Genomic DNA, 13,986 nt, shown 5'->3' with positions numbered 1-13,986 from the left:
CCGCTTTTTCTTTTTCTATGAAAAAGATAAGGCAAAAAGGGTGCAATAAAAAAAGCGCTCGTATTTCTACGACGCTTCTTCGATGTTTAATTTAACCATTTTGGCGGCATATTTTGATTCCAATAAATTTTTCCTAAATCATAATGTTTCTGAAAGCCGTCTTCACTTGTATGATAATGAAAGTTAAACCAATAACCATCTTTTGGCGGATGATCTCTTCTGACATGAAAACGAATAATATCTTCTCCTGTTTCCCGATTGTATACATTAAAGATTTTTTCTCCATATCCTCCAGAAGGAGACTCGGTAATTCCTAAGTTGGACAACTCTCCTTCGTCAGTTTGTTCTGATACCTCTGTTAAAGCCTCTTCAATCTTTGGTAGAATTGCTTCTCTAAATTCCTCTTCAATAACAGGTGAAATTTTGGTTCCAAACTTTTGAAAGGACTGACTTTCTGCTTCAGCTAAGGCATTTGTTACAAAATCTTCTTTTGAAAGAGGTGGACTATAAGAATAAGAGGTTTCTTCACTATATGGAATTGCTACATCTTCAATATAACTTTGCTTTTCAGGCTTGTCCGCTTTTACATCGTCTATATACAAGTAATCTGGCGGACTAACAAGGCCAAACGTAAACACCGTAATTAACACAATAAACGTCTTTCGCAACCATCTTGGCATACACTTTTCCCCCTCTTTCCAACGTGGATCATTACTCCGAGCATACTTTTTCTTTATTTTAACATTTTTTAAAAAGAGTCCCCTGAACTTTTCAGATTTTTAACAAAAGTAATGAAGGTGAAACCTCTCTTAAAATCTTTGCAATATTTCTACTTTTTCATATAACGGTTGAATTAGGCTAAAAGTTTCATTTTTCTTTTAAAAGAGTTCTTTTGTGAAACACTATGTAAAAAGGAGATGAATGAAGTGGATACTATTTTTGTCATTTCATTGTGTATTGTTCTCGTCTATAATATTACACTTACACTTTTTGATTAAAGCTCAATTTTGAGTAGTTTTTTTACACCGTAGTGGAAAAGAGCCGTTTTTCGTTTATGAACATCAAAATTTAAAGCATCAAAAAGAGGACTTCTGAAATGATCTTTTAACACAACTCTTTTTCTTGCAACTCGGCACGCTTCCTTCACCATCTTTTTTGTCACAGGATGGTGAAGAGCGAGCGGACGGAGACTTTCAATTCCTGCTGATTCTTCTACAGTTTGATGAAACATCGGGTCAAAATACACAACGTCAAACGACTTATCTTCACAGGAAATCAAATACTTTTCGCTTTCTTCTGCGATTACTTCTATTCTTTTCATTGCAAGGTTCAATTCAGCAATGGATGTTTCCCAGCTTTTTAATCCTTCTTTTACAATATAAGCAACATAGCGATTGCCTTCTGTTCCAACGACTTTTCCTCTTTCTCCAACAGCAAGACTTGCCATAGTACTGTCAGAGGCAAGGCCAAGCGTACAGTCTAAGAATGAATCTCCTTCTTTAAGATTTACGGCCTCCAAAAACGGATCCCTCTCCCCTTTTATCCAACGTTTTGCACGAAACATGGCTGAATTAGGATGAAAGAAAAAAGGTTCACTACTCTCTTTATAAAAAAGCTCAAGTCTTTCTTTTCCGACAACGAGAATGTTACAACCCCTCTCGTCTCTAAGCTTTGATATCGAGCGCTTTCTTCGTTCTTCAAACGGAACTTTAAGGACCTTTGAGATCTTATAAGCCCGTTCAATCATCTCTTGATTTGTTCGTCCAGCAGTTGTAACAATCATCTCTTTCGTCCCTTACATGTATTTTGAACGTCAAAAAAGAGTGTCACTAGACACTCTTTCCCGCTTACTTACAATGTGTATTTAGTCCTGTAATAATATTTTCCATAATGCTTTCAAGTGCATGATCTTCAATGTTATGACGAGGAATAAAGTGAACAACTTCTTTTCCTTTTAGCACCGCCATTGATGGAGAAGAAGGCTCAATATCTGTAAAATATTCTCTCATTTTAGCTGTTGCCTCTTTATCTTGTCCTGCAAAAACCGTTACAAGATGATCTGGCTTCACTTCGCTATACAAAACAGCTTGCGTAGCAGCTGGACGAGCAAGACCTGCTGCACATCCACAAACAGAATTTACAACAACAAGCGTTGTTCCTTCAACATGCTCCATAAAGTCTTCTACTTCTTCAGCTGTTGTCAATTCACTAAAACCTGCCCGAACAAGCTCCTCACGCATCGGCTTGACAAGTTGACGCATATATTCTTCATATGCCATTGACATAATTCATTCCTCCTTATTCCTTGACGGTAACAGCATACTATAAAAGAGGGCAAAAAATCAACGAGCTTGCGCTAAATTCGACAATATTTTTACTATTCATTTCAAAAAGAAACCTCAGCAGTGCCAAGGTTTCTTTCTTAATATTATTTTGAAAAAGTCGTCTCTTTTTTTGCTGTTTTTTCAAATTTATCTGTTACAGCTCCTTCTGATGAGCATGATACAAGATGTGCATATTTTCCTAATACGCCTTTTGTATGAAGAGGTTTTGGTGTCCAAGCATCACGGCGTGCTTTTAATTCTTGCTCTGAAACGTTCATTGATACGGTCTGAGCAATAGAATCAATTGTTACTTCATCACCTGTTTGCAACAAAGCAATCGGACCTCCAACTTGGGCTTCAGGCGCAATATGCCCTACAACAAGTCCATGTGTTCCACCTGAGAAACGCCCGTCCGTTAGAAGCGCTACTTTTTCTCCAAGTCCTTTTCCAACGAGCATGGAAGAAATGGAAAGCATCTCAGGCATCCCCGGTCCACCTTTTGGTCCCACATGGCGAATAACTAAAACATCGCCTTCCTTAATTTCATCATCTACAATTGCTTTTGTTGCTTCTGCTTCTGAATCATATACTTTTGCAGGACCTGTATGGACTTTTACTTTTACCCCGCACATTTTTGCCACAGCACCACTTGGAGCAAGATTTCCTTTTAAGATAATAAGCGGCCCGTCTTCTCGTAGCGGCTGATCAAGAGGAACGATAACGTCCTGACCTTCTGCTAGATCTTGTGCTTCCTCTAAGTTTTCAGCAAGCGTTTTTCCTGTTACCGTTAAGCAATCTCCATGAAGATAACCTGCTTTATATAGCATTTTCATAACAGCTGGTACCCCACCAATGTTGTGAAGATCTTGCATCACGTATCTTCCGCTTGGCTTTAAGTCTGCAATATGCGGTACTTTCTTTTGAATACGATCAAAGTCTTCAATTGTTAAGTCAACGCCAACAGAATGAGAAATTGCAAGAAGGTGAAGTACAGCATTTGTAGAACCACCAAGCGCCATTACAACTGTAATTGCATTTTCAAATGCTTCTTTTGTCATGATATCTTTTGGATAGATGCCTTTTTCAAGCAAGTTATAAACAGCTTGTCCTGCTTTATAGCAATCTTCTGACTTTTCTTTCGACTCTGCTGGATTTGAAGAACTTCCAGGTAAGCTCATTCCAAGGGCTTCAACAGCAGATGCCATTGTATTCGCTGTATACATACCACCACATGAACCAGATCCAGGACATGCATTACATTCAATTTTGTTTAGTTCTTTTCCGTCAATATCACCTTTATTGTATTGACCAATTCCTTCAAAAACAGAAACAATGTCAATATCTTTTCCATTGTGTTTTCCAGGAGCGATGGTTCCTCCGTATACGAAAACAGCTGGTACGTCTGTACGTGCAATTGAGATCATACAGCCTGGAATGTTTTTATCACATCCTCCAATTGCAACGTAGCCATCTAAGTTTTCAGCCCCAATTACAGTTTCAATAGAGTCAGCAATTACTTCACGACTTGAAAGAGAGTATCTCATACCGTCTGTTCCCATTGAAATTCCATCGGAAACAGTAATGGTATTAAAGATCATTGGAGCACCGCCAGCTTCACGAGCTCCTTTCTTTGCCTCAACTGCCAAATCATCAATGTGAATGTTACATGGCGTTACTTCACTCCACGTACTAGCAATCCCAATCATTGGTTTTTTAAAATCTTCATCTGTAAAACCAACCGCACGAAGCATAGCACGGTTAGGTGCCTTTTTTACATCATCACTAATTACTTTACTTTTAATTCTTAAATCTTTTTTCACTACAATGTCCCCCAAATCAATTGTTATTGTTAAATAATATAGTACTTTTCAAGAGTGATTGCAATAATATTCTCAATTTTTTATTTTATATAATTTTTCTGTTAATATAAAACAGTTCATTCCCTTCTTTTCTATTCTCTTACGGAAGCGCTTTATTATTTTTATATAACAAAAAAGAGTAAAGGGAATTCCCCTTTACTCTCTAGTGTTTACGCGCTTCTGTCATTTGCTTCCAAACGGAACCTTTTGCTTCTTCTCCACCTTGAATACGCTCAATAGCAAGTTTGATTTGCATACTGACTTCAAATTCCGGATCATCTTCAGCAGCTTTTAAAGCTGGTAGGGCACTTTCATCTCCAACTTCATATAAAAACATAGCTGCACGCCAACGAACTAATTTACTTTTATCTTCTAATGCCTCTATCGCTGCAGGCATAGCTTCTACAAATCCTAAGTCTGACAAACAGTCTGCTGCTGTTCTTCTAACCGTTACAGATTTGTCTTTTAATGCTTTATCAAGATATGGAAGCACGATTTGATCTTCAATCATGCCAAGATAAACTGTAGCAAGACGTCGAATTGACACTTTACTGTCTTCTAATGCTTTGTTTAAAAGAGGAAGATCTTCAATAGTTGGATCCATCTGCTCTAAATGTGCATAGCGTTTTGTCCAATCTTCATCTTCAAACATTTCAAGCGTAACTTTATAGCTTTTACGTTCTACAACCGCTGATTTTGTTTCTCCTTTTTGTGAAGAGCTAACAAGTTCTTCTAAACGTTCCTCTGGATATGCAGCATCAATTTCACTTGCAACTTCCTTTGCAATTTCCTCAAGATCACCATAGCGAACTCCATGATCTTTCCATTTTCGTTCAAGGACAACGTTGTCATCTTCTCGCTGAGCCTTCACAACCGCTTCTTTGAATCGAGCTGGCAGACCTTCACGTTTTTCCGTTTCCCCATCTGTTAGCTTAATCTGCATTGGAATACCTTTGAAAAGTTGAAGAGCAACGTTCACTTCACCAAAGTGCTCATCAACTTTATCCTGTTTTTCTTCACCTTCTACTTCTTCACCAAATAAAGCACGCACTTTTGGTAAGATTTCTTTCCAATCAAATTTTGCATTACGCTCTACTGCCAAAAAATCAGCTACATGATAAACGCCTTTCACCCCATCGATTTCCATCAAATCTTGAATAATCTTTGGTGCTTGCTCAACGTTTGTCCCATTGTAGTTATTGCTTTTACCAGCTGGAAGCTCACTATCAAGCGTGACTTTCATCGTGTTTGGACTTGGCGTAGGTTCAATTGACTTAATGTTCATGTTTCCACTGCTCCTTTTTTTACTTCTTAAAGGGATTGTAACACAATTACCCGTTCAGCTCTTCTATAAGCTCTGAAAGCTCTGCCCAGCGCTCAATTGCTTGTTCAAGCTGCTCATTCAACTCCTGTTCACGGTTCATAAGCTCTTGAGCTTTTTCATAATTTGTGCCGACTTCAGCAAGGTCATTTGCGACAGTTTCAAGCTCTGTTTCAAGCTCAGGTATTTTTTCTTCAAGCTCTGTCCACTCTCGTTTTTCATTATAAGACAAGCGGCGTTTCTTTTTCTCTTGTGAAGGCGTTTCTTTCGGCTTTTGTTTCTGAACCGTTTTCTTTTTTGTGCTTTCTTCTAAAAGCTCACTATATGAACGAAGATATGTTGAAACTTCTCCTTCTCCTTTGAAAACAAATAAGTAGTGCGCAATTTTATCTAAAAAGTAGCGATCATGTGAAACAGTAATAACAACGCCAGGAAACTCTTCAATATAGTCTTCAAGAACTGTAAGCGTTTCTGTATCAAGATCATTTGTCGGCTCATCAAGAAGCAAAACGTTTGGTGATGTCATTAAAAGACGAAGAAGGTAAAGACGACGTCTTTCTCCTCCCGAAAGCTTTCGAATTGGTGTGCCGTGCGTATGAGTTGGGAATAGGAAACGTTCAAGCATTTGAGAAACAGAAATGGTTTTTCCATCTGTTGTTTGAACAACTTCCGCTCCTTCTTTTACATAATCAATCATACGCTGGTTAAGATCAATTTCTTCACTTTCTTGTGTATAATAAGCAATTTTCACTGTCTGGCCTTGCTCAATTTCGCCATGATCCGGCTGAATTTTCCCTGCAATCATATTTAAAAGCGTTGATTTACCGCTTCCGTTATATCCTACAATACCAATATGGTCGCCTCTTTGAATAATGTGAGAAAAATCTTTGATAAGCAAACGATCTCCAAAGGATTTGTTCACTTCTGTAAATTCCACCACTTTTTTCCCAAGTCTACTTCCTGATAAACTAATTGAAAGTTTATCATCTTGGCTATGATCAAGACGCCCTTCAATATCTTCAAAGCGCTGAATGCGTGCTTTCTGCTTTGTTGAACGTGCTTTAGCTCCACGTCTAATCCAAGCTAGTTCATTGCGGTAAAGATTGCGAAGCTTTGCCTGACTTTGGCGCTCTTCTTCTTCTCTTTGTGCTCTTCCTTCAAGAAAAGATTGATAGTTTCCTGTGTACGTGTACATATTTCCTTCATGTAGTTCAAAAATGCGGTTTGTAACGCCATCAAGAAAATAGCGATCATGCGTCACGAGTAAAACAGCCCCACTATATCGTACAAGATAATCTTGCAGCCACCCAATAACTTCATAATCAAGATGGTTTGTTGGCTCATCTAAAATAAGTAAATCAGGCGTTTCAATTAAGCATTGAGCAAGAGCTACTCGTTTTTTTTGCCCTCCTGATAAGTTGCCCATTTTTTGACGAACATCATGAATACCAAGCTTAGATAAAATAGCTTGAACATTTGCGTTTGTATCCCATGCATTCATTGCATCCATTCGTTGTTGAAGAGCATAAAGATTTTCTTGATGTTCTTCATTTTCTGGATGCTTTTCAAGATCATAGAGAGCTTTATCATATTTTTTCAGTAGCTCAAACATGGGGGTACTGCTTGTAAATACTTGCTCAATGACTGTTAAATTCTCATTAACTTCCGGATGCTGTGCTAAATAACTAATTGTATAATCTTTTGAATGAGAGATTTCTCCTTGATCGTCTGTATCAAGGCCTGCAATAATTTTTAATAGCGTTGATTTACCTGTTCCATTAACACCGATAATACCAATGCGCTCACGTTCATTAATTGTAAAGCTTATATTGTTAAAGAGAAGCTTTTCTCCGTATGTTTTTGTCATATTTTCAACTGTTAGCATCTTCATTTGTACCATTCCATTCTTCCTTAAATTTCTCTAAAAACTCCATCATAAAACGATGACGATCTGTTGCAAGCTCAACTGCTTTTTTGGTGTTCATCTTTCCTTTTAAAAGAAGAAGTTTTTCATAAAAATGTCCAATAACGCTCGACGGATCTTGACGATATTCATCTTCTGTCATCGCTGTTCTAGGAGTCTCGTCCTCTTTAAACAAAATATGACCTTTCGCCCCTCCATACGTAAACGCCCTTGCAATTCCAATCGCCCCAATAGCATCAAGTCGATCTGCGTCTTGAACAATTTTCCCCTCTATTGTAGAAGGAGACTCCCCGTTCCCTCCTTTAAAAGAGACGCTTTTAATGATGTGAATAATGTGATTAACATCATTCCTCGGGACATCACAAGCTCGGAGAAGCTCATCAATACGCTTATATGCTTCCTCTTCTGAAGAAACAAGTTTTGGGTCTGCACAATCATGAAGGAGGGCTGATAGCTCAATGATCTCCCGGTTACCTCCTTCATGAACAGCGAGGTATAAAGAAAGATGTCTCACGCGAAAAACATGGTCTAAATCGTGCCCAGTCCGATCATCTTTCAACACGGAGCATACAAATTTTTCTACTGTTTTTACTCTTTCTTGTTCGTTCATTTTCTCCTCCGGTACTTTTCTTCTCCCCTATTTTAACACAGCGTCTTAAAAGGATAGGCACTTGCGGATTTTTTTTAGACGATTATCTCTTTTTGTTTTTTTTACATAGGATACTAACGTACGAATTCAAACTACTGAGGAGCTGACAAAATGTTTCGACATAGAAATCACCACTGTTGTATGCCAATGCCAAAACCTATGCCTTGTCACCAGCCAATCATGCACCATATGCCTTGCCATCAGCCAATGACAAATCCTACACAACAACTGCCTTACAACATGCCTCATGACCATATGATGGGCACTCACAATATGCCTGAACAATATGACATGATGGACTACAACATGATGCCGCATATGGATGATCAACAAGTGATGGGAGACTACGATATGGGACATGAACCTCATATGATGAATATGCCGTATGATATGGCACCACAGCATATGGATATGCCTCATCACACAATGGGAGATTATGACATGCAAATGCCTCATCATCAACAACTGCCTTACAACATGCCTCATCAAGGCCATCAAATGATGCCTGAGCATCAATACCCTCAGCATTATCCACAAGAACCATCCTGTTCATGTGGAAAAAAGAAGCGTTAACTAAAAAAGAAGCGGCATTATAGCGCCGCTTCTTTTTTATCTTTCTTGCACAACATCTGTTTTTTCTTCTAAAAGCTGTTCAATATCATGCTCTAAATCTTTCGGAGCCGTTTTTGGACTAAACCGTTGAACAGGTTCACCATCTTTATCAATTAAAAATTTTGTAAAGTTCCATTTAATAGCTTTCGAACCTAATATGCCTGGTGCTTTTTCAGCTAGGTACTGAAAAAGCGGATGAGCATTATCCCCTTTAACATCTATCTTTGCAAACATTGGGAAGTCAACCCCATAGTTACGCTGACAGAACGATTGAATCTCCTCCTCGCCTCCAGGCTCCTGCCCGCCAAATTGATTACAAGGAAAGCCTAAGATGACAAAATTGCGGTCTTTATACTTTTTATATAAATTTTGAAGACCTTCAAACTGTGGAGTAAATCCACATTTGCTGGCTGTATTAACAACAACAATCACTTTTCCTTTATATTGTTCTAGTGACTGTTCTTCACCTTTTATATTTTGAGCTGAAAATTGATAAATGTTCATCTTTATTTCCTCCTATAGGTCAACGAGCTTTTTTTTACTTTTCCCTTTTTTTCAAGAGATGAAACTGCCTATATAATCGTTTATACAATATTTTTCACACTTTCTGTTGAAACTTCTTGAAGTTGTTCTTATAATAGATTTATTGCAATTTTTCAGATTTTTAGAAACAGGAGGGATATTCCATGCCGATTAACATCCCCTTTGATCTTCCGGCAAAAGAAATACTTACAAGCGAGCGGATCTTCGTAATGGATGAAACAAGAGCTTTCACCCAAGACATTCGTCCATTAAATATCGTTATTTTAAATCTTATGCCTCAAAAAGAAAAGGCTGAAACTCAATTTTTACGCCTGCTTGGAAACTCTCCTCTTCAAGTGAATATAACGCTTATTCATCCTGAAACACACCAAGCAAAAACAACGAGTAAAACTCATCTTGAGCGCTTTTATTCAACGTTCCCACAGATTAAGCATCAAAAATTTGACGGGATGATTATTACAGGAGCTCCTGTTGAACATATGCCATTTCGTGACGTTACATACTGGCACGAGCTCTGTGAGATTATGGACTGGTGTAAAACTAACGTCACTTCTACTATGCACGTATGCTGGGGTGCACAAGCTGGGCTTTACCATCATTTTGGAATTGATAAAATCCCTCTTGATAAAAAGTGTGCAGGTGTTTTTTCTCATACTTCCATTGCTGAACCAGTAAAACTGCTCAGAGGGTTTGATGATCTATTTTTCTCTCCTCATTCACGTCATACAGATGTAGATATAGAAGAAGTCAAAAGGCATCCTGCCCTTGAGCTTCTTTCTTCATCAGAAGAAGCAGGCGCTTATTTAATGATGTCTCGTGATGAGAAGTTTATTTTTGTAACAGGACATCCTGAATATGATGTTCAAACGTTAAAAGAAGAATATGACCGAGATATTCAAAAAGGACTGGAAATTCAAGTACCGCGTCATTATTTCCCAAACAATGACCCTGCAAGCTCTCCACTTAAAACATGGCGCTCACATGCCAATCTTTTATTTATGAATTGGCTTAACTATTATGTTTATCAAGAAACGCCTTACAATTGGAATTGAAAGAACCGATTGTCCGCACTACAACAGTAAAAGAAAGAGCATCTACTGCTCTTTCTTTTTTTCTAGAACAAAAAGCCAAAAGAAGGATAAGGCTTGCTGAAGTGGCCGAGAAAGTTTGTCAGCTTCGTTCTTTTGTACGCCTGTCTTATAAACAGGATAACCATCAAGAACGTCCCATCCATTTTCAGAAGCCATGCGTTCAAATTCCCATGGCATCATTGTGTTGCAAATCACGTCTTTTTCATACAAGCGATCATAGCTGTTTGACCTTGGCCCTGCTGTAGGCCCTAAAATTGCAACAAAAGCCTTTCCGCCTTTTTTTAATACTCTTTTTAATTCTTGCACAGAAGAAAGTGGAGTTTCTGTCCACTCCAATGCATTAATGACCATTGCTCCATCGAATTCTTCGTCTCCAAAAGGAAGAGATGCAAAATCACCTTGAACAAATTTCAATCCCTCTTGTCCAAAAAGCTCTGCTGCTTTCTCAATCATTTTAGAAGACAAATCAACTCCTGTTACATTTATATTTTTGCTATGTAAAAGAGAAGAACCAAACCCATCGCCACAGCCAACATCAAGATATTTTTCACCTTTTTGTGCAAACTTCTCAATTGTTGGAATTACAATACTCCTGCTTCCTGTTTCCCACATTTCTTTGCTTTTGCTGTTCCATGTATTTGCTTGATTGTCCCATTTTTCTTTTGATGTTTCATGCCATTTAAATTGTTTCTCCATCTCTGTATCCTCCTCTTTCTCTCCCTTTTCTTTTATAATACATAAATTTATCAATGACTCAAATATTAAAGATTAAAGAAGGAGGAAAGTTTATGGAACAAAAACAGTTTGTTGCTGTGCAAAAAAATGCTGATGGAGATCTGACAGCATTCAAAACTTCCGATGGTTCTTTGCTTTCATATGAAGAAGCTCTTCAAGAAGTTTTAGCAGGTTCAATTGCTAACGTCAGCGCATTTAAAGGAAAAGATGGGGAAACTTATATAAGAAGCAACCCTGATAATCGAAAAGATAATAATCTTGATCAACTACCTCTATTCTAAAAGGAGTGTCCTTAGATGACTAAAAAACCAAACAAAGGCAGCATGAATCAAAACTCTCCAAAACTTCAGCACTATTTAGTTGAATCAGGAGAAGAAATCACAAGCGGTGATAACAGTAAAGGAAATAAACATAACAAAGATCAATCAAGTAAAACAAAAGAAAAGAAGCTTCATCGTAAAAGATAACAAAAAACCACGCCAAGTGCGTGGTTTTACATTTGCTGTCTGATTTTAGTTTTTGTGAGCCCTTTAAACTGCGGATAAGCAATCCCCACAAAAATAAGAATTAATCCTGTCCACTGTAAGGGTGAAATAGACTCGTGAAGAAAGATCCCTGAACAAATAACAGCTGTTGGAAGCTCTGCAGCTCCTAAAATACTGCCAATTCCAGGATCCACTTTAGGCATACCAAGTGCAAAAAGCAACGGTGGCAAGCATGCTCCAAAAAGACCAAGCATGCTTCCCCACAGCCACAGTCCCTCCCCTAAGTCTCCGTTAAACATAAAAGTTGGCTGAAGGACAATAAATGTTAACACAACTGCTCCAATACTCATGTAAGCACTGCGCTGAATAGGCGGTACACTCACTTCTACTTTGCCACTAGAAAAAATAAATAAAGTAAAAGACAATGCGGCAAGAAGCCCAAGTACAATTCCTTTTGGATCCAACTGAAGTCCTTTTCCTTCTAACAAAGCACCAGCTAGCACTGTTCCTCCTAAAAGAAACAGAGCGGATACAACGTACCGAGCACTTGGTCGTTTTTTAGCAAAGATACTTTCCAACAAAATCCCCATCCATGTAAATTGAAAAAGAAGAACAATAGCAATTGAAGCTGGAATGGTTTTTAAAGCATTATAATAAAGCACGCTCGTTGAAAATGTGAAACATCCAACAGCAATCAGCTTCATCTTTTGTTTCCATGTTAAACGATTACGCTTACAAAATAAATTTAACACCCACAGAAGCACAGCACCAATTAACATCTGACTTCCAATTACATTTTCAACACTGAACCCTTTTGAATAAGAGATTTTCACAATGGTTGATAAAATTCCATAGCTGCACGAACCAGCAAGCACGAATAAAATAGCTTTCATGTCTTCTTTCTCCTTTATTTGAACTAAAAGAGGGCTTTTCACTCAGAAAAGCCCTCTTTTATTATCCTATACATTAATGTTATGGGAAACGCCTATTCCCCCACTTCTTTTCCTTTCGAAGAGAAACGTGGATAACCTATTAAGATAGCAACAATACCGCAAACCGCAATTAAAAATGGATAATAGGCATAAGGTAAAATCTCAACTGGTGATAGTGAAGCAAATTGAGCGGCTGCAAGCATTTGAGCTCCATACGGGATAAGCCCTTGTACAAAGCAAGCAAAAATATCTAAAATACTCGCTGATTTACGACGGTCAATTCCGTACTGGTCTGCTACATTGCGAGCAAGAGGACCTGCAAAAAGAATTGCAATCGTATTATTTGCTGTAGATATATTTGTTAAACTAACAAGAGCGGCAATTCCAAATTCTGCTCCTTTTTTGGAAGAAATGTTTTTCGTAAGAACATGAAGGAGATAATGAATTCCTCCATTATATTTAATAACTTCAACCATTCCTCCAATAAGCATTGATAAAATGACAAGTTCAGACATTCCTAGAATACCGTCTTTTATTGCTGAAAAATATTCCACAAGATTATAACTAGACGTTAACATCCCTATAATTCCTGTAATGATGATGCCTCCTGTTAATACAGCCAAGACATTTACACCTAAAAGAGCGGCAATAAGAACAGCAAGATAAGGCAGAACCTTAATAAGTTCAAAATCATGCTCTCCAATAGACGTATGATTTCCAAGTGTCATTACAGTCAAAACAATGATTGTTACAATAGCTGCCGGCAATACAATGAAAAAATTCGTTTTAAACTTATCTTTCATTTTTGTTTGCTGTGTACGAACAGATGCAATGGTTGTATCAGAAATAAACGATAAGTTATCCCCAAACATTGCTCCTCCTACAACGGTTGCCATGACAAGAGCTAAAGAGATATCTGTTTGGCTACTAATCCCTACACCAATTGGACCAAGAGCAGCAATTGTTCCTACTGAAGTTCCCATTGCAAGCGATAAAAATGCTCCTATCACAAATAAACCTGCAAGAATAAGATTTGCTGGAAGAATAGATAAAGCCATATTAACTGTTGCATCAACAGCTCCCATCTCTTGAGCAGTTTGTGAAAAGGCCCCCGCTAGAATAAAAATAAGAACCATTACAATAATATCCGAGTTTCCTGCTCCTTTAGAAAATCTCTCTACTTTATCTGTTAGACTTTCTTTTCGATTAAATAAAAAGGCTACAATAGCTGCAATAAGGATGGCCACTAGGACAGGAAGCTTATAAAAGTCTCCTGTAATAATACCTGAACCGAGAAAAAGACCAAGAAATATCACAAGCGGCAATAAAGCAAGAGGATTTCCTCTTGAGTTTTTCATGTTGTTATCCCCTCTTTCTTTTTTCAATAAAAAAATTCTTCTTACCAAGAAAGAAGAACATTGTCATACTTTGTATATAAACAGAAAAATATTTCCCGTCATTTTAACGTTTTTACAAACATTCTTTCATACTGTAATAGGAAAGAGAGAAAA

The 13,986-nt window shown here is 37.8% G+C and carries 15 protein-coding genes; 4 read left to right on the top strand and 11 right to left on the bottom strand.

What is annotated here, in order from left to right; translation table 11 throughout:
• Positions 1-86: 86 nt before the first annotated feature.
• The 7 genes from ACK3CR_RS13120 to ACK3CR_RS13090 form a co-directional block, all read right to left on the bottom strand.
• Positions 87-680, bottom strand: a complete 594-nt coding sequence (locus ACK3CR_RS13120) for a YpjP family protein (RefSeq protein ID WP_488975550.1) — start codon at positions 678-680, stop codon at positions 87-89.
• Positions 681-994: 314 nt separating this feature from the next.
• Positions 995-1,783 (bottom strand): class I SAM-dependent methyltransferase, encoded by a 789-nt coding sequence (locus tag ACK3CR_RS13115; RefSeq protein ID WP_243513450.1) that lies wholly within the window; start codon positions 1,781-1,783, stop codon positions 995-997.
• Positions 1,784-1,847: 64 nt separating this feature from the next.
• On the bottom strand, positions 1,848-2,285 hold the full coding sequence (locus ACK3CR_RS13110; protein ID WP_019393178.1) for a BrxA/BrxB family bacilliredoxin: 438 nt from the start codon (positions 2,283-2,285) through the stop codon (positions 1,848-1,850).
• 143 nt (positions 2,286-2,428) lie between these two features.
• A complete protein-coding gene (gene ilvD, locus ACK3CR_RS13105; RefSeq protein WP_243513454.1) occupies positions 2,429-4,144 on the bottom strand; it encodes a dihydroxy-acid dehydratase in 1,716 nt (571 codons plus the stop codon).
• 202 nt (positions 4,145-4,346) lie between these two features.
• Positions 4,347-5,468, bottom strand: a complete 1,122-nt coding sequence (locus ACK3CR_RS13100; RefSeq protein WP_488975549.1) for a conserved virulence factor C family protein — start codon at positions 5,466-5,468, stop codon at positions 4,347-4,349.
• Positions 5,469-5,514: 46 nt separating this feature from the next.
• Positions 5,515-7,395, bottom strand: a complete 1,881-nt coding sequence (locus ACK3CR_RS13095) for an ABC-F family ATP-binding cassette domain-containing protein (protein ID WP_328123592.1) — start codon at positions 7,393-7,395, stop codon at positions 5,515-5,517.
• Positions 7,376-8,038, bottom strand: a complete 663-nt coding sequence (locus ACK3CR_RS13090; protein WP_243513458.1) for an HD domain-containing protein — start codon at positions 8,036-8,038, stop codon at positions 7,376-7,378. The genes ACK3CR_RS13095 and ACK3CR_RS13090 overlap by 20 nt, the downstream gene beginning before the upstream one ends.
• A gap of 150 nt (positions 8,039-8,188) precedes the next feature.
• Between ACK3CR_RS13090 and ACK3CR_RS13085 the strand changes: the two genes are divergently transcribed.
• A complete protein-coding gene (locus ACK3CR_RS13085; protein ID WP_243513461.1) occupies positions 8,189-8,650 on the top strand; it encodes a polyadenylate binding domain-containing protein in 462 nt (153 codons plus the stop codon).
• A 36-nt stretch (positions 8,651-8,686) separates the two neighbouring features.
• Here ACK3CR_RS13085 and ACK3CR_RS13080 read toward each other — a convergent pair whose 3' ends face one another.
• Entirely contained in the window at positions 8,687-9,193 is a 507-nt protein-coding gene (locus ACK3CR_RS13080) for a glutathione peroxidase (RefSeq protein WP_243513463.1), read from the bottom strand.
• A gap of 182 nt (positions 9,194-9,375) precedes the next feature.
• On the opposite strand from ACK3CR_RS13080, the gene metA reads away from it, so the two are divergent.
• The gene (metA, locus tag ACK3CR_RS13075; protein WP_243513465.1) at positions 9,376-10,284 is read left to right on the top strand and encodes a homoserine O-acetyltransferase MetA; all 909 of its coding nucleotides are present in this window, start codon (positions 9,376-9,378) and stop codon (positions 10,282-10,284) included.
• Positions 10,285-10,326: 42 nt separating this feature from the next.
• Here metA and ACK3CR_RS13070 read toward each other — a convergent pair whose 3' ends face one another.
• Positions 10,327-11,019: a class I SAM-dependent methyltransferase gene (locus ACK3CR_RS13070; protein ID WP_243513467.1), complete on the bottom strand. Its 693-nt coding sequence runs from the start codon at positions 11,017-11,019 to the stop codon at positions 10,327-10,329.
• Positions 11,020-11,111: 92 nt separating this feature from the next.
• Here ACK3CR_RS13070 and ACK3CR_RS13065 point away from each other — a divergent pair, with 92 nt between their 5' ends.
• Together ACK3CR_RS13065 and ACK3CR_RS13060 are read left to right on the top strand one after the other, a co-directional pair.
• Positions 11,112-11,339, top strand: coding sequence for a DUF3892 domain-containing protein (locus ACK3CR_RS13065; RefSeq protein ID WP_019393169.1), 228 nt, complete (start codon positions 11,112-11,114; stop codon positions 11,337-11,339).
• Positions 11,340-11,354: 15 nt separating this feature from the next.
• Entirely contained in the window at positions 11,355-11,525 is a 171-nt protein-coding gene (locus ACK3CR_RS13060; protein ID WP_019393168.1) for a hypothetical protein, read from the top strand.
• A 26-nt stretch (positions 11,526-11,551) separates the two neighbouring features.
• Here the strand turns inward: ACK3CR_RS13060 and ACK3CR_RS13055 are convergent, their stop codons facing one another.
• Positions 11,552-12,436 carry an EamA family transporter gene (locus ACK3CR_RS13055; protein WP_488975547.1) on the bottom strand — a complete coding sequence of 295 codons (885 nt, stop codon included), beginning with the start codon at positions 12,434-12,436 and terminating at the stop codon, positions 11,552-11,554.
• Positions 12,437-12,528: 92 nt separating this feature from the next.
• The gene (locus ACK3CR_RS13050; protein WP_243513469.1) at positions 12,529-13,833 is read right to left on the bottom strand and encodes a Na+/H+ antiporter NhaC family protein; all 1,305 of its coding nucleotides are present in this window, start codon (positions 13,831-13,833) and stop codon (positions 12,529-12,531) included.
• Between the last annotated feature and the right edge of the window lie 153 nt (positions 13,834-13,986).

This window comes from Priestia sp. TRM10 (genome assembly GCF_057808375.1).
The sequence above is the reverse complement of the archived record's forward strand: the minus strand, read 5'-3'. Positions and strand labels throughout refer to the sequence as shown.